The following is a 15304-nucleotide window of genomic DNA, read 5'->3' on the forward strand; positions in this document are numbered from 1 at the left end:
AGCTGCGGAGTCTCCCGGGCGTTCCGGCTGGCTGCGGCCGGCCGTGCGGGCGCCGCCGGTCTGAACCGGCCGTGCCGTGCGCCTGCCTGCTCCGCATCCGGACGCAGCCGCGGCCGCGCGGCACCCCTCGCCGCTGCGCCCGCCTGCTGCGCGGGTGCGAGAACTGTCTGACGCGCCGCGCGGTTCCTTTCCCCGGGCCGGCGGTGTGCCCCGGTGCGCGGAGACCCCGACCATGCACGGTATCGATTTCATCCAGGACCTGGCGACGATCATGGCGATCGCCGCCGTCGTCACGCTGCTGTTCAACCGCCTGCACCAGCCCGTGGTGCTCGGCTACATCGCCGCCGGTGTGCTGATCGGCCCGCATACGCCGCCGTTCGCGCTGATCCACGACGCCGACACCATCGCCGCGCTGTCGGAACTCGGCGTGGTGTTCCTGCTGTTCACGCTCGGGCTGGAGTTCAGCCTGCGCAAGCTCGCGCGGGTCGGCGCGACCGCGCTGATCGCGGCACTCGCCGAGATCGTGCTGATGGTCTGGCTCGGCTACCAGATCGGCCGCGCCTTCGGCTGGCTGACGATGGATTCGCTGTTCCTCGGCGCGATGCTGGCGATCTCCTCGACGACGATCATCGTCAAGGCGCTCGATGAGCTCGGCATGAAGCGCGAGCGTTTCGCGCAGCTGGTGTTCGGCGTGCTGATCGTCGAGGACATCCTCGCGATCGGCATGATCGCGCTGCTCTCGGGCGTGGCCGCCGGCGGTGCGCTCGATGCCGGGACCGTGCTGGTCACGCTCGGCGAGCTGTCGCTGTTCATGACCGTGTCGCTGCTGGTGGGGCTGCTGACCGTGCCGCGGCTGCTCGCGCACGTCGCGCGCCGCGGCAGCGACGAGATGCTGCTGATCACGGTGCTCGGGCTCTGCTTCGGCTTCTGCCTGCTGGTCGTGAAGCTCGACTACAGCATCGCGCTCGGCGCCTTCATGATCGGCGCGATCATGGCGGAGGCGCGTGATCTGGCGCTGATCGAGCGGCTGGTCGCGCCGCTGCGCGACATGTTCAGCGCGATCTTCTTCGTGTCGATCGGGCTGATGATCGACCCGTCGGTGCTGATCGAATACGCATGGCCGATCGCGGTGATCACGGTCGCGGTCGTGCTCGGCAAGCTGGTGAGCTGCGGGCTCGGCGCCTGGGTGGCCGGGCAGGACGGGCGCACGGCGATGCGCGTCGGCATGGGGCTGTCCCAGATCGGCGAGTTCTCGTTCATCATCGCCGCGCTCGGCGTGTCGCTGAAGGTCACCAGCGGCTTCCTGTACCCGATCGCGGTCGCAGTGTCGGCGATCACGACGCTGCTGACGCCTTACCTGATCCGCTGGGCCGATCCGCTGTCGGCCTGGCTCGCCGGGCGCCTGCCGGCACCGGTGGCGCGCGTCGGCGGCCTCTACACCGACTGGCTGCACGGGCTGCGCCCGCGCGGCGAGCGCGCCGAGCTGGCGGCCCTGGTCAACAGCATCCTGTTCAAGGTGATGCTGAATCTGGCCGTGGTCGTCGCGCTGTTCCTCGGCGCCGCGGCCTGGGCGCCGGAACTCGGGGCGTGGCTGCTGCCGTGGATCAGCTCCGGCGAGGCGCACAAGGCGCTGATCTGGGGCGGGACGCTGCTGGTGGCGCTGCCCTTCCTGATCGCGACCTGGCGCAAGCTCAAGGCGCTGAGCCTGCTGCTCGCCGAACTCGGCTGCCGCGGCCGTCAGGCCGGCAGCTACAGCGCGCGCCTGCGCGGGCTGCTCGCCGAGGCGATTCCGGTGATCGCGCTGGCGATGATCCTGCTGCTGATCGCGGCGCTGAGTGGCAGCCTGCTGCCCGGTGCCGGCGTGCTGGCCGTCACCCTCGCGGTGGTGGCCGTGATCGCCGCGCTCGGCTGGCGCTGGTTCGTGCGCGTGCACGCGCGCCTGCAGATCGAGCTGACGGAAACGCTGGCGCACCAGGGCGGCGAGCCGGCTGCGCACGGGCACTGAGCGGCCGCCCGTCCCCCCGGATCCTCGCGCCCCGCGCCGTTCGTGCAGCGCATAGGTATCTACACAACTTGCAGCATCGGTTCCCGAACTTGTCCGGACAGCGAGGACGAATCAGAACGACGGCAAGACGTTGATGAACAAGCCCCTCCCCCCTCGCGGGGGAGGGGTTGGGGAGAGGGGGCAAGGTCCGGGCGCAGTGCCGGCGTCTCCCCCTCTCCCCCGGCCCCTCTCCCGCAAGGGGAGAGGGGAGATCGACGTCCGGCCGTTGGTGATGGTCGATCCATCCTGCCCACGGAACCGCTGGCTTGTGTAGATACCAATGCGTGCAGTGCGGGGCGCGAGCCGTTTCAGCCGCCGGCGGCGCCCGGAATCACCGGCGTCGTCACGCGCACGTCGGCGTTCTGGCCGCGCTGGCGCAGCACGTGGTCCATCAGCACCAGCGCGACCATCGCCTCGGCGATCGGGGTGGCGCGGATGCCGACGCAGGGGTCGTGGCGGCCGGTCGTGATGACTTCGACCGGATTGCCGTCGACATCGATGCTGCGCCCCGGCAGGCGGATGCTGGAGGTGGGTTTGAGCGCGATGTGCGCGACGATGTCCTGCCCGGTCGAGATGCCGCCGAGCACGCCGCCGGCGTGGTTGCTCAAAAATCCCGCCGGCGTCAGCTCGTCACGGAACTGCGTGCCGAGCGCCTCGACGCAGCCGAAGCCGTCGCCGATCTCGACGCCCTTGACGGCGTTGATGCTCATCAGCGCGTGCGCGAGTTCGGCATCGAGCCGGTCGAAGATCGGTTCGCCGAGGCCGACCGGCACGCCGCTCGCGACCACCGTGACCCTGGCACCGACCGAATCGCCGGACTTGCGCAGCGCGTCCATGTAGCTTTCGAGCTGCGGCACCAGCGCCGCATCCGGGCAGAAGAACGGGTTGTTGCCGACCTCGTTCCAGTCGAGCGCCTGCGCGCGCAGCGGACCGAGCTGGCTCAGATAGCCGCGCACCTCGACGCCGTGGCGCTCGCGCAGCCACTTCTTGGCGATGCCGGCGGCGGCGACGCGCATCGCCGTCTCGCGCGCCGACGAGCGCCCGCCGCCGCGGTGGTCGCGCAGCCCGAACTTGTGGTGGAAGGTGTAATCGGCGTGGCCGGGGCGGAAGCGGTCGGCGATCTTCGAGTAGTCCTTCGAGCGCTGGTCGGTGTTCTCGATCAGCAGCGCGATCGGGCAGCCGGTGGTGCGGCCCTCGAACACGCCGGCGAGGATGCGCACGACATCGTCCTCGCGCCGCTGCGTCGTGTGCCGGCTGGTGCCGGGCTTGCGGCGGTCGAGATCGACCTGCAGGTCGGCCTCGGACAGCTCCAGCCCGGGCGGGCAGCCATCGACGATGCCGACCAGCGCGGCGCCGTGCGATTCGCCGGCCGTGGTGACGGTGAACAGCTTGCCGTAGGTGTTTCCGGACATGGCGGACGCGCTCGGGCTGGGGCTCGGGAAAGCCGGCAATTGTCCGCGGCCGGTGCGGCGCGTGCCAAGTGTTTTGCGGCTCCGGCGGCGTTTTCCGGTGTCGTATCACTGCCACGAAACCGTCATGCACCCGCACCAGACTGCGCGCAGGAACAGGAGATCGCCGTCGGGAAGCGGCCGTGACGGCAGGGATGCCGCCATCCCCCTTGCTGCAGAGAACCCTGTCCATGCATCCGATCCGTATGCCGCTGGCGCTCGTGCTTGCGCTGGCTTCCGCCGCCGCGCCCGCGGCACCCGTCCTCGTCAATGCGCTCGCCATCGCCGGCGATGCCACCGATCTCTCCGGGCTGCCGGCCGGTCCGAACGGCAACCGGCTCGGCGGTTTCGCGTCCGATCTCCATTACGACCGCTACTCGAACACCTATTACGGCATTCCGGACCGCGGCCCCGGCGGCGGTCTGCTCGCCTACGACACGCGCGTGCAGCGCTTCACGCTGAACGTCGATTCCGCCACCGGCGCGATCTCGAACTTCCAGCTGCAGTCGACGACGATGCTGACGGCCGGCGGCCAGCCGCTGAACGGCCTGAATCCGGCGCTGCTGAACGCCAGCAGTGCAACACTCGGCCTGTCGCAGGACCCGGAAGGCTTCGCGGTCGGTCCGCACGGCACGTATTTCGTCTCGGACGAATACGGTCCGGCCGTGCGCGAGTTCTCGGCGGGCGGCGAGCTGATCCGCAGCTTCACGACCCCGGCCAACCTGATCCCGCGCGACAGCGGCGGCGGCGTCAACTACGTCGACGGCCGGCCGGTCATCGTCAGCGGCCGTCAGGACAACCGCGGCTTCGAGGGCCTGACGCTGAGTCCGGACGGCACGAAGCTGTACGCGATGCTGCAGGACCCGCTGGTCGATGAGGGCAGCAGCAGCGACGGCCGCCGCTCGCGCAACCTGCGTCTCGTCGAGTTCGATGTCGCGACCGGGCTGGCGACGAAGCAGATGATCTACCGCCTGGAAGACCGCGACGACATCAACGCCCGCATCCCCGGCACGGCCGATGACTTCTCCGCGACCAATCAGGGCCGCTCGATCGGCATCAGCTCGATCACGGCGCTGAACGATCACGAGTTCCTGGTCATCGAGCGCGACAACCGCGGCATCGGCGAGGCCGATCCGACCGGGACTGCGCCGGTCGGGAGCAAGCGTGTGTACCGCATCGACATCAGCGGTGCGAGCGACGTGAGCAGCACCAGCCTTGCCGGCGACAACGCGCTGCCGCCCGGCGTCGTGCCGGTCACGAAGTCGCTGTTCCTCGACGTGCAGGCCGCGCTGCTCGCCGCCGGCCTGCCGATCCCCGAGAAGCTCGAAGGGCTGACGATCGGGCCGCTGCTCGACAACGGCTTCATCGACCTGATCCTCGGCACCGACAACGATTTCAGCGTCACGCAGAGCGGTTCGGGCGAGCAGTTCAACGTCTGCACCGGTCCCGGCGGCACCTTCCGCGACGTGGCGCTCGATCAGGCCTGCCCGGGCGCTACGGCGCTGCTGCCGACGTACCTGTACGCGGTGCGCGTCGAACTCGCGGGCCTCAACTACGTGGCGCCGCTGACGGTGGCGGAACCGTTCGGGCTGACGCTGTTCGGGCTCGGCCTGGCCGGGCTCGCGGCCCGTCGCCGGTGCCGGGCCTGAAAACGCGGAACGGCGTCACCGGGACGCCGTTCGTGCAGGGCTGCCGGACAGGTTTGTGAGAAGAACACCGTCCCGCGGCGGACAGCCGGCGCCGCGGGGCGGCTGCCCCGGTCAGCAGAGGCCGGCGCTGCCGGCTTCGGTCGAATGCACCGGGAACAGGGTCTGCGCGAGATCGCAGGTCGGGCCTTCGGCCGGCAGGTAGTCGCCCTGCGCGTAGCCGGGCATCATCCGGATCTGCATTTCGGCGGATTCCTGCAGCGCGGCGTCGGCAGCGGCGACCGGGCGGCCCCAGCCGTCGGTCGGCGGGTACTGTTCGAAGTCGCCGGCCTGCGCGAGCGCGGCCAGACCGAGGGTGGCAGAGAAGCCGAGGGCGATGGCTGTCGTGGTCCTCATGGCTCGAACCTCCTGAGCGGGTTTGCCAGTGTGAGCACCGCCGGCGATTCGTCGGGGAAAGATGAATCGCTTGCAATGTGCAAGTGCAGCGTAGCCCGCGGCTGCGCATTTCCAAGTGCAGGACTTGGTTATCGGCAGCAGAGCCATTAAACGCACCCGTATGGAATGGATGCCTGCCATCCGGCAAGCCCTTGATCCTGCCGCAGTCCGGCCCCCGGTCCGTTCCCGGGCGACCCGCCGAGCGCATCGAACAGCTGCGCAAGCTCCGCATCGGGCGGGGCGATGAGTTCGAGCGGCGTGCCGTCGAGCGGATGCGGCAGTGCCAGCCGCCAGGCGTGCAGCAGCAGCCGGCGGCAGCCGAAGCGCTCGCGGAACAGCCGGTTGTGGCGGCCGTCGCCGTGCGTGGTGTCGCCGATCAGGTGATGCGAGACGTGATGGAAGTGCTTGCGGATCTGGTGCAGCCGGCCGGTTTCGGGGCGCACTTCCAGCAGCGCGCAGCGCGCCTGCGCGTAACGGCCGACCGGCACCGGGATTTCGGCCGTGGCGAGCCGCCGCCAGTGCGTGATCGCCGGCTGCAGCGGCTTGCCGGGCTCCTCGGCGAGCGCGTAGTCGATCGTGCCGGTCTCGGCCGGCCAGCCGCGCACGACGGCGAGATAGCTCTTTTCAACCGTGCGCTCCTCCCAGTGCGCGCAGGCGGCGCGCGCGGCTTCCGGATCGAGCGCGAACAGCACGACGCCGGAGGTCGGCCGGTCGAGGCGGTGGATCAGGTACACATGCCGGCGCAACTGGTCGCGCAGGCGCTGCATCAGGAAATCCTCGACGCGCTCGGCGATCGGGCTGCGGTGCATCAGCAGGCCGGCGGGCTTGGCAACGGCGACGAAGCGCGCATCGCGCCAGAGGATCGTCAGCGGCGGCGGCATGCGCAGCCTCCGGACGCATCGCAGACCGCGGGACGGGCGGGGGCGCGGGCAAAAAAGAGCCGGGGCGGGTACGAGAGACCCGGACCCCGGCAGCAGCCCTTGCAGGAGATGAGCGAAGGTAGGGACGCGGCTGCCGCGGCGAAGGTTCCCGGAACGAGCGGGATTACCGGAATTTTATTGCGCCGCATCATCCGCAGGCCGCGAGCAGCGCGCGCAGCTCGCCGAGGAAGCGGTCGCGCTGCCAGAAGTGCGGGCAGTGGTCGGCACCGGCGTAGGTTTCGAGGCGCGCGTGCGGGATCTGCGCCTGCACCCAGCGCGCGGTTTCGGCCGTGTAGAAGTTGCTCTCGTCGCCGTAGACCAGCAGCACCGGGGCGTGCAGCCGCGCAAGCGCCGGGCGCAGGTCGGCGCCTGCGAGCGAGCACCAGCACTCGGTCAGCGCCGCGTGCGCGAGGCCGGCGAGCCAGTCGCGGCTGCGCTGGAACTTCGCCGGCTCGCGCTCGTAGCGTTCGCGGGCGCGGGCGTTCAGGCCGTCGGCGGTCAGTTCGAGCACGGCCTCGGCGAAGTCCTCGCGCTGGCGGGCGATGAACCAGCGGTTGCGCTGCGCCGAGAAGTCTCCGTAGATGCCGAAGCGCCAGCCGGCACCGGTGACGAGCTTCGGCGTCTGGTCGATCAGGCCGTAGCCGCCGATCGCGGTGCCGGGATGTCGCAGCGCATGCATCCAGATCGTCAGCGCGCCCATCGAATGCCCGAGCAGCAGCGGCCGTTCGAGCGCGTAGTGGCGGATCAGCGCATCGAGGTCATCGGCCATGCGTTCGAGCGTTGCCGGCGCGCCGGTGAGCGGCACATCGGCATGGCCGCGCGCATCCCACGCGAAGCTCGGGTGAGCGCCGGCCAGCGCCTGCGTCCAGTGCGTCCAGTCGGCGTGCGTCGAGGTCCAGCCGTGCAGGCAGACGACCGGCCGGCCGCCGGCCTGCGTGCCGCGACGCACGACGCGCAGGCACTGGCCGTCGTCGAGGAGCAGGTGATCGGTCGTGTGCGGCATGGCCGGGGCTCAGCGTCCGTCCTTCAGCGCTTCGAGCGCGTCCCAGCGCGCGTATGCGGCTTCGAGTTCCCGTTCGAGCGCGGCGAGGCGATCGAGCACCGCGGCCTGCGCGGCCTGCGGCTGCTGGTAGAAGCCGGCCGCGGCCGTGCGCGTGCCGAGTTCGGCCTGCTCGGCTTCGAGCGCTTCGATCTGCGCCGGCAGCGCGTCGAGTTCGCGCTGTTCCTTGTAGCCGAGCTTCGCCGGTTTCTTCGCCGGAGCCGGTGTGGCGGTGGCAGCCGGCGCGGCGGCCGGGGCCGGCGTTGCGGTCTTGATCGTTGCGGCCGGCTTCGCGGTGGCCTTCTCCTCGGCCGCCGGCCGGCGCTGGCGCAGCCAGTCGCTGTAGCCGCCGACGTATTCGCCGATGCGGCCCCGGCCTTCGAACACCAGCGAGCTGGTGACGACGTTGTCGAGGAAGGCGCGATCGTGCGAGACCAGCAGCAGCGTGCCCTGATAGTCGAGCAGCAGCTCTTCGAGCAGTTCGAGGGTTTCGATGTCGAGGTCGTTGGTCGGCTCGTCCATGACCAGCAGGTTGGCCGGCTGGCTGAACAGGCGTGCGAGCAGCAGACGGTTGCGCTCGCCGCCGGAGAGCGACTTCACCGGTGTGCGCGTGCGCTCGGGGCTGAATAAGAAGTCCTGCAGATAGCTGATGACGTGGCGGCGCTCGCCGTTGATCTCGATGAACTCGCGACCCTCGGCGAGGTTGTCGATGACCGAAGATTCGGGGTCGAGTACCGCGCGCAGCTGGTCGAAGTACGCGACCTGCAGCTTGGTGCCGAGGCGGATCGAGCCGCTGTCCGGCGCAAGCCGCCCGAGCAGCAGGTTCAGCAGCGTGGTCTTGCCGGCGCCGTTCGGGCCGATCAGGCCGATGCGGTCGCCGCGCAGCACGCGCACCGAGAAATCGCGCACGACCGGCGCGCCGTCCCACGCGTAGCTCACGTCCTTCGCCTCGACCACCAGCTTGCCGGAGGCCGCGGCCTCTTCGAGGTTGAAGCTGACCCTGCCCTGCAGCTCGCGCCGCTCGGAGCGTTCCTCGCGCAGCGCCTTCAGCGCGCGCACGCGGCCTTCGTTGCGCGTGCGTCGGGCCTTGATGCCCTGGCGGATCCAGGCCTCCTCCTGCGCGAGCTTCTTGTCGAACAGCGCGTTGTGGCGGGCTTCCTCCTCGAGCGCGGCGGCCTTCCTTTCGAGGAAGTTCGGATAGTCGCCGGGCCAGGAGCTGAGCCGCCCGCGGTCGAGTTCGACAATGCGCGTCGCGAGCCGCGTCAGCAGCGCGCGGTCATGGGTCACGAACAGCACGCCACCGCGGAAGCCGAGCAGGTGTTCTTCCAGCCACTGGATCGCCTCGACATCGAGGTGGTTGGTCGGCTCGTCGAGCAGCAGCAGGTCGGGCTCGCAGACCAGTGCCCGCCCGAGCAGCACGCGCCGGCGCCAGCCGCCGGAGAGCTCGGCGAGCGTCACGTCGGCCGGCAGCGCCAGGCGCGTCAGGATCTGCTCGACACGCTGGTTCAGGCTCCAGCCGTCGCGGGCTTCGAGTTCGTGCTGCAGGCGCTCCATGCGCCTGAGCAGGGCATCGGCGTGCGCGGCGTCGTGATCGTGCGCGAGGGCGTGCGCGGCAGCGTGGTATTCGCCGAGCAGGCGGCCGACCTCGGGCACGCCGTCGGCGACGATCTCGAACACGGTGGCGTCGCCGGTCTCGGGCATCTCCTGTTCGAGGCGCGCGATCTTCAGGCCCGGCTGGCGCCAGAGTTCGCCGCCATCGGGCGCGAGCGTGCCGTCGACGAGCTTCAGCAGCGTCGACTTGCCGGCGCCGTTGCGGCCGATCAGGCAGACGCGCTCGCCGGCATCGATCTGGAAATCGGCGTTGTCGAGCAGCGCGGCGAGGCCGAAGGCGACGGAAACGCGGTCGAAGGTCAGGAGCGGCATGGCGGTGACACGCACGGCGGGGCGGGGGCGCGATTGTAGCCGCATCGCCGTGCTCATCGGCCGGTGCCGGCCGGCATCGGCTAAGCTGCGCGCCCGCCTTACGTCCGTAATCGTCTGCATCGTCGTCCGAGGATCGTCCCGCATGAGTCCGACCGCCCCGGCGCTGCCGCGCCACGCCCCGGCCGAGCTGGCACCGAAGCAGCTCGGCGAACTGATCGCGCTCGCCCATCTGCTCGCCGACGCCTCGGGTGAGGTCATCCGCCGGCATTTCCGCGCCCCGCTCGCGGTCGCCGACAAGTCCGGTGCCGAAGGCACGATGTACGACCCGGTGACGGTCGCCGACCGCGACGCCGAGGCCGCGATCCGCGCGCTGCTCGCCGAGCGCCGGCCGCAGGACGGGCGCTACGGCGAGGAGCACGGCTTCGAGCCCGGCGACTCCGGCCTCACCTGGGTCATCGACCCGATCGACGGCACGCGCGCCTTCATCACCGGCATGCCGCTCTGGGGCACGCTGATCGCGCTCTACGACGGCGAGCGCCCGGTGCTCGGGGTCATGGACCAGCCGTGGACCGGCGAGCGCTTCATCGGCTCGCGCTTCGGGGCCGAACTGCGCGACCGTGACGGCCGCCGGCCGCTGCGCACGCGGGCCTGCGCGCGGCTCGCCGATGCGGCGCTGTACTCGACGCATCCGGATCTCTTCGAGCGCGGGCACGAGAAGCCGGCCTTCGATGCCATCGCCGCGCGCGTGCGCATGACGCGCTTTTCCGGCGACTGCTACGCCTACTGCATGCTCGCCGCCGGCTGTCTCGATCTCGTCATCGAAGCCGGCCTCAAGCCCTACGACGTGCAGGCGCTGATCCCGATCGTCGAGGCCGCCGGCGGCCTGATGACCGGCTGGCGCGGCGAGAACGCCGCGCACGGCGGCCGCATCCTGGTCGCCGGCGATGCGCGCGTGCACGCCGAGGCGCTGGCGATCCTGTCGCAGGTACCGTGAACCGGTTCGCCCCGCCCGTCCCTGTCCTTTCGCCCGAGTGCGCCCGCCCATGACGTCCGCCCCCCTGATCGAAGTGCGCGAGCTGGTCAAGCAGTACCCCGGCCTGCGCGCCGTCGATGGCGTGAGCTTCTCGATCCTGCCCGGCCGCTGCTTCGGCCTGCTCGGCCCGAACGGTGCCGGCAAGACCACGACCATCGAGATGATGGAAGGCATCAGCACGCCGAGCGCCGGGCGCATCCTCTACAAGGGCGAGCCGCTCGGCCTGCGCTTTCGCGAGGAAGCCGGGATCATGTTCCAGAGCACGGCGCTGCAGGATTTCCTGACCGTGCGCGAGTGCCTGCGCTTCTTCTCGCAGCTGTATCCGCGCCGCGTGCCGGCCGCAGAGCTGATCCGCGCCTGCGCGCTGGAGGACTTCCTCGATCGCGACCACCGCAAGCTCTCCGGCGGCCAGCGCCAGCGCCTGCTGCTCGCGGTGGCGCTGGTCAACGACCCGGACATCGTCTTTCTCGACGAACCGACCACCGGCCTCGATCCGCAGGCGCGGCGCAACTTCTGGCAGCTGGTCGAGGACATCAAGCGCCGCGGCAAGACCGTGGTGCTGACCACGCACTACATGGAGGAGGCCTACCAGCTCTGCGATTCGCTGGCGATCATGGACCGCGGCCGCATCGTCGCCGAGGGCAGCCCCGATGCGCTGCTCGCGCAGCACTTCGACGATCGCATCCTGCAGCTGCCGGCCGAAGACCTCGAAGGCCGCGCGCTGCCGCCGGCCTACAGCGTGCAGCGGCGGCGTGAATCGGCCGAGATCTCGGTGCGCAACGTCAGCACCGCACTGAGCGACCTGCTCGCCGCCGGCGTCCCGCTCGAGCGCCTGTCGATCCGCCCGCGCACGCTGGAGGATCTGTTCCTGGAGCTGACCGGGAAGGAACTGCGCGAGGCCTGAAGCGGGAAGGGGCGCAGCGGCTTTCAGGCCGTGCCGCTGCGAAACACCAGCCAGCGGGCGCTGGCGTAGTTGACGACCATGCCGGCCAGCGAACCGGCGGCGACCGCCAGCGCCGGCCACGTGCGCGCCTGCGCCGAGGTTTCGATGCAGAGCGCGTACACCGCGTAGTTGACGCTGCCGCCGGCCAGCATCAGCGCCACGTAGCGCGCCCATTCGCCGGCCAGCCCGCGGTTGGCACGTGCGGTTTCGCTGCGGAAGGTCCAGAGCCGGTTCAGCAGCCAGGTGCCGCTTGCCGCGGCGAGGAAGGACAGCGCCCGGCCGCCGTAGAAGCCGGCGCCGAGCGCGAGTGCGGCTTCGAGCACCGCCACGTCGATCACGAGTCCGGCGATGCCGACGGCTCCGAAGCGCAGCAGCTGCCGGGCGGTCTGGTGCATCGCGACGGCCTCAGGTCGCGGCCGCGGCCGGCCGGCGCCATTCAGCGAGCAGCGGCAGCGCCAGCCAGACCAGCATCAGCGCGCAGGCGAGGATCTGCCGGTTCCAGAAGAACGCGTGCCAGATCAGCGGCGCGCGCTCCGACCAGCCCGGGTGCATGGCCGTGAAGTCCTCGCCGACGATGGCAAAGCCCTCGCCGAGGATCACGGCGACGGCGCCGGCGAGCAGCCACAGGCCAAGCTTCAGGCGCGCCGGCCCCGGTGCGGTCAGGGCGGCCAGTCCGTAGCCGCGCGGGCTGCCTGCGAGGCGCGCCGCCAGCCACAGCGCCGGCAGGCCGAGCGCCGGCAGCCAGAATTCCGGGATCGGGATGTCGAGGTAGCGGCCGTTGAAGGCCAGCATCGCGCTGATCATCAGCGCACCGGCGACGTAGCTGAGGTAACCGAGGCGCGCGGCGCGCGCCAGGCCCGGGGCCTCGCGGCCGAACAGCCGGGCGCGCAGCAGCGCGGCCAGCACGCCGGTGGCGACGACGGTGGCGAGGATGCGCACCCAGGCCCAGGCTTCGGCGAGCGCCGGCGTCGTGTCCATGTAGCCGCGATACAGCTCGCTGACGGTCGGCTTGTCGAGCAGGCCGGTGTCGGCGGCGAAAAACAGCAGCCGCTGCAGGCACCAGCTCACCGAGGCCGGCGAGATCGCCAGGCGCTGCGCGTGCCAGAGGGTGTCGATCGCACCGGCGGCGAGCAGCTGTGCAAGCCCGGCGACGGCGAGTGCGCGCGTGAGGCCGAAGCCGGCCGGGATCAGCCAAAGCGCCAGCGCCAGACCGCCGAGCACCGAGGCGCCGGCGCGCAGCCCGGCTTCCGGGAACGGATCGACCGGACCGGTGGTGCCGAATTTCTGCTGGCGATCGACGTCGTACAGGCCCCAGCGCGCGCCGACCGTGCCTTCCTGCTGCGCCTTCCAGAGCTGGTCGTAGGCCTCGACGACGTTGTAATCGAAGCCGTACTGCGCGGCGAGCTGCGGCAGCCGGCGCAGGAAGTGCGCGGCGTTCGGCAGGTCGGCGATCGCCGGGCCGCGCGAGCGGCCTTCGGTCGGCCAGCCGGCCTCGCCGATCAGGATCGGCTTGCCCGGGAAGGCAGCCTTGATCTTGCCGATGACCTCGACGAAGCGCTGCTCCATGTCGGTGACCGAGGCCGGCTCGTCCTCCCAGTACGGCAGGATGTGGATGGTGAGGTAGTCGACATGGTCGGCGAGCTGCGGATTCTTCAGCCAGAAGGCCCAGACATCGGCGTAGGACACCGGCTGGCGGATCGACTGCCGCACGCGGTCGAGGTGCCGGATGATCTGCCCGGCGTCGAGGTCGCGGCGCAGCAGCACCTCGTTGCCGACGATCACGCGCTCGACCGACTGCGGATAGCGGTTGGCGGCCTCGATCAGCGCGCTGACCTCGGCCTCGTTGTCGGCCGGGGTGCTGCTGAGCCAGGCCCCGTGGATGACCTTGAGGCCGTGGCGGGCGGCGAGCGCCGGCACGTCCTGCGCGGCGCCGATGGCGGCGTAGGTGCGCACGCCGCGAAAGGCGGTCTTCACGTGCGCGAGATCGTTCTCGACCTGTTCGGGCGTCGGCCAGTTCCTGGTCAGCGGGCTCTGCCCGGCGCGAAACGGTGCGAACGAGGCGCTGTTCCAGGTGCCTTCGTGCCAGTCGATGCCGATGTCGACCGGGCGGGCGGCATACCACCAGACCAGGGCGGCAGTGAGCGTCGCGAGCGCGACGGCGACGAACGCCGGACGGCGGAAGACGGATGCGTCGTACACGGGAGTCGGGACCTCGACGGGCTAGGGCTTGCCGTAGCGGCGCAGGTAGAGCAGGAACTTCGGGCGGGAGCGGTGCGGCTTGAAGGCCGGGTTGTATTCGAGCACGTAGCCGCGCAGGTCCTTGACCACGGACAGCGGTACGCCGAAGCGGTCGATCTCGACGGCGTTCGGCAGGCGCAGCTGTTCGTCGCAGCCGTCGTTGGTCAGCGCGATCAGGAAGTCGGCGCTCTCCCAGCGCGGCTCGAACACCAGGAAATCCGGGAAGTAATACCGGGCGCTTTCTTCCTTGCCGCAGACCGCGACCCTGTAGCGGCGGGCGATCGGCGCGCCCTCGTACTCGTTGGTCAGGTATTCGGCGAGGCCGTCGATGGCCTCGGGCAGGGAGTTGCCCCAGTAATCGAGCTCCCAGCGATCGGCCGCGCCCGGCACGCCGCCGATCAGCACGTTGTAATAGATGTACTGGTGCGGGTGCAGGTAGCCGAGGATGCCGGCCTGCACGGCCAGCAGCGCGGCGAGCGCGAGCGTGTGCAGGCGGCCGTGCAGCGGCGCGCGCGCGGCGAGCATCTCGTGCATGCGCTCCAGCGCCAGCGCCGCGCAGACCACGAGCGGTGGCACGACGAACAGGAAATGGCGCAGGCCGTTGTAGGCCGTGGTGTGCAGGGCGACTGCGATCAGCACCGGCAGCACGCCGGCGGTGCCGAGCACGTACAGCGACTGGGCGCGTGCGGACATCGGCCAGCGGTGGCGCAGGCGCAGCAGCGCGAAGGCCAGCCCCGAGGCCAGGCCGGCCAGCACGATCTCCGGCAGCGTGAACACCAGGTAGGCCGGCACGTACCAGCGCGGGATGGCGTTGACCGGATACCACTCGCCGGCAGCGAGCGTCTCGATCGGGAAGGCGACGTGCGAGAACTCGCCGAGCGTTTTCAGCGGGTTCAGCGGCGACTGCCAGGCGTAAGGCCAGAACACGGCCATCACCACATAGGCGAGCACGAATGCCGGGGCGCAGCGCAGCGCCACGCGCGCGGCATCGGCGGCCAGCACGCCGGGACGCTCGCCGGCACGCCAGCGCCCGGCCAGCCACAGCAGCACGCCGAGCGCCAGATACGGCCCGAGCAGGATGGCGCCGACGCGCACGCTGAGCGCAAGCCCGATGCTGACGCCGAGCAGCGTGAGCGTGCGCGCCGAGGGTCGCGGCAGTTCGTGCTGCACGCGCACGATCGCGTAGACGGCCCACAGCATCGCGGTCGCAAACGGCGCGTCCTTGGGGTTGGTGAAGCTGTGGCCGATGAAGCACGGCGTCAGCAGCAGCAGCACGAGCGCCAGCAGCCCGGCACGATCGCCGCCGAGCAGCCGCCCGAGCCGCCAGGCCCCGAGCAGGCCGACGATGCCGAGCAGGCCGCCGAGCAGGTGGCGGGTCTCGTATTCCCCGAACGGCGACAGCGGCACGAGCAGCGCCGCGATCATGTCGAAGGCGCCGCCGTAGCGGTACAGGTCGAGGTAGTGCAGCGCCGCGTCGTTGCTGAAGCCGCTGCGGTAGTAATCGAGCAGCAGCTTGCCGTAGGTGCTCTGCACCAGTTCGTCGTTGCTGACGCCGTAGTCCTGGAACACCAGCAGCACCAGCGGCACCAGCAGCAGCAGCAGCGCGCGGGCGAGATAGCGACAGAGCGGCGAGCG

At 70.8% G+C, this 15304-nt stretch carries 12 protein-coding genes; 4 read left to right on the top strand and 8 right to left on the bottom strand.

All coding sequences use genetic code 11. The annotated features are described in order from the left end of the window. Window positions 1-232: 232 nt before the first annotated feature. Complete coding sequence (locus PKE44_RS02680; protein ID WP_324548121.1) at window positions 233-2005, top strand: cation:proton antiporter; 1773 nt, start codon at window positions 233-235, stop codon at window positions 2003-2005. A gap of 347 nt (window positions 2006-2352) precedes the next feature. On the opposite strand, the gene aroC is transcribed toward PKE44_RS02680, so the two are convergent. After that, the gene (gene aroC / locus PKE44_RS02685) at window positions 2353-3456 is read right to left on the bottom strand and encodes a chorismate synthase (protein WP_324548122.1); all 1104 of its coding nucleotides are present in this window, start codon (window positions 3454-3456) and stop codon (window positions 2353-2355) included. Between the two features lie 227 nt (window positions 3457-3683). On the opposite strand from aroC, the gene PKE44_RS02690 reads away from it, so the two are divergent. Continuing rightward, window positions 3684-5141 (top strand): esterase-like activity of phytase family protein, encoded by a 1458-nt coding sequence (locus PKE44_RS02690; RefSeq protein WP_324548123.1) that lies wholly within the window; start codon window positions 3684-3686, stop codon window positions 5139-5141. Between the two features lie 111 nt (window positions 5142-5252). Here the strand turns inward: PKE44_RS02690 and PKE44_RS02695 are convergent, their stop codons facing one another. The 4 genes from PKE44_RS02695 to PKE44_RS02710 form a co-directional block, all read right to left on the bottom strand. Then, window positions 5253-5534, bottom strand: coding sequence for a hypothetical protein (locus PKE44_RS02695; RefSeq protein ID WP_324548124.1), 282 nt, complete (start codon window positions 5532-5534; stop codon window positions 5253-5255). 146 nt (window positions 5535-5680) lie between these two features. Then, window positions 5681-6454 (bottom strand): pseudouridine synthase, encoded by a 774-nt coding sequence (locus PKE44_RS02700; protein WP_324548126.1) that lies wholly within the window; start codon window positions 6452-6454, stop codon window positions 5681-5683. 187 nt (window positions 6455-6641) lie between these two features. Beyond that, window positions 6642-7496, bottom strand: a complete 855-nt coding sequence (locus tag PKE44_RS02705) for an alpha/beta hydrolase (RefSeq protein ID WP_324548127.1) — start codon at window positions 7494-7496, stop codon at window positions 6642-6644. 9 nt (window positions 7497-7505) lie between these two features. Then, window positions 7506-9455: an ATP-binding cassette domain-containing protein gene (locus tag PKE44_RS02710; RefSeq protein WP_324548128.1), complete on the bottom strand. Its 1950-nt coding sequence runs from the start codon at window positions 9453-9455 to the stop codon at window positions 7506-7508. A 142-nt stretch (window positions 9456-9597) separates the two neighbouring features. On the opposite strand from PKE44_RS02710, the gene hisN reads away from it, so the two are divergent. Continuing rightward, window positions 9598-10449: a histidinol-phosphatase gene (gene hisN / locus PKE44_RS02715; protein WP_324548129.1), complete on the top strand. Its 852-nt coding sequence runs from the start codon at window positions 9598-9600 to the stop codon at window positions 10447-10449. A 49-nt stretch (window positions 10450-10498) separates the two neighbouring features. Further along, window positions 10499-11392, top strand: coding sequence for an ABC transporter ATP-binding protein (locus tag PKE44_RS02720; RefSeq protein ID WP_324548130.1), 894 nt, complete (start codon window positions 10499-10501; stop codon window positions 11390-11392). A 23-nt stretch (window positions 11393-11415) separates the two neighbouring features. Here the strand turns inward: PKE44_RS02720 and PKE44_RS02725 are convergent, their stop codons facing one another. The 3 genes from PKE44_RS02725 to PKE44_RS02735 all read right to left on the bottom strand — a co-directional run. Beyond that, window positions 11416-11826 (bottom strand): GtrA family protein, encoded by a 411-nt coding sequence (locus tag PKE44_RS02725; RefSeq protein WP_324548131.1) that lies wholly within the window; start codon window positions 11824-11826, stop codon window positions 11416-11418. 10 nt (window positions 11827-11836) lie between these two features. Next, on the bottom strand, window positions 11837-13630 hold the full coding sequence (locus PKE44_RS02730; protein WP_324548132.1) for an exo-beta-1,3-glucanase: 1794 nt from the start codon (window positions 13628-13630) through the stop codon (window positions 11837-11839). 21 nt (window positions 13631-13651) lie between these two features. After that, window positions 13652-15304, bottom strand: a 1653-nt coding sequence (locus PKE44_RS02735) for a glycosyltransferase family 39 protein (protein WP_324548133.1), incomplete at its 5' end; no start/stop codon positions are given.

Origin of the sequence: Plasticicumulans sp., assembly GCF_035331805.1 — a bacterium.
In the GTDB taxonomy this organism is placed as follows: domain Bacteria; phylum Pseudomonadota; class Gammaproteobacteria; order Competibacterales; family Competibacteraceae; genus Plasticicumulans.

Bases quoted from the DNA above. Each gene is read 5' to 3' on its own strand.
- PKE44_RS02710 (WP_324548128.1), bottom strand. From the start codon at position 9,455: ATGCCGCTCCTGACCTTCGACCGCGTTTCCGTCGCCTTCGGCCTCGCC.
- PKE44_RS02720 (WP_324548130.1), top strand. From the start codon at position 10,499: ATGACGTCCGCCCCCCTGATCGAAGTGCGCGAGCTGGTCAAGCAGTAC.
- PKE44_RS02695 (WP_324548124.1), bottom strand. From the start codon at position 5,534: ATGAGGACCACGACAGCCATCGCCCTCGGCTTCTCTGCCACCCTCGGT.
- PKE44_RS02725 (WP_324548131.1), bottom strand. From the start codon at position 11,826: ATGCACCAGACCGCCCGGCAGCTGCTGCGCTTCGGAGCCGTCGGCATC.
- PKE44_RS02690 (WP_324548123.1), top strand. From the start codon at position 3,684: ATGCATCCGATCCGTATGCCGCTGGCGCTCGTGCTTGCGCTGGCTTCC.
- PKE44_RS02705 (WP_324548127.1), bottom strand. From the start codon at position 7,496: ATGCCGCACACGACCGATCACCTGCTCCTCGACGACGGCCAGTGCCTG.
- hisN (WP_324548129.1), top strand. From the start codon at position 9,598: ATGAGTCCGACCGCCCCGGCGCTGCCGCGCCACGCCCCGGCCGAGCTG.
- PKE44_RS02680 (WP_324548121.1), top strand. From the start codon at position 233: ATGCACGGTATCGATTTCATCCAGGACCTGGCGACGATCATGGCGATC.
- PKE44_RS02700 (WP_324548126.1), bottom strand. From the start codon at position 6,454: ATGCCGCCGCCGCTGACGATCCTCTGGCGCGATGCGCGCTTCGTCGCC.
- aroC (WP_324548122.1), bottom strand. From the start codon at position 3,456: ATGTCCGGAAACACCTACGGCAAGCTGTTCACCGTCACCACGGCCGGC.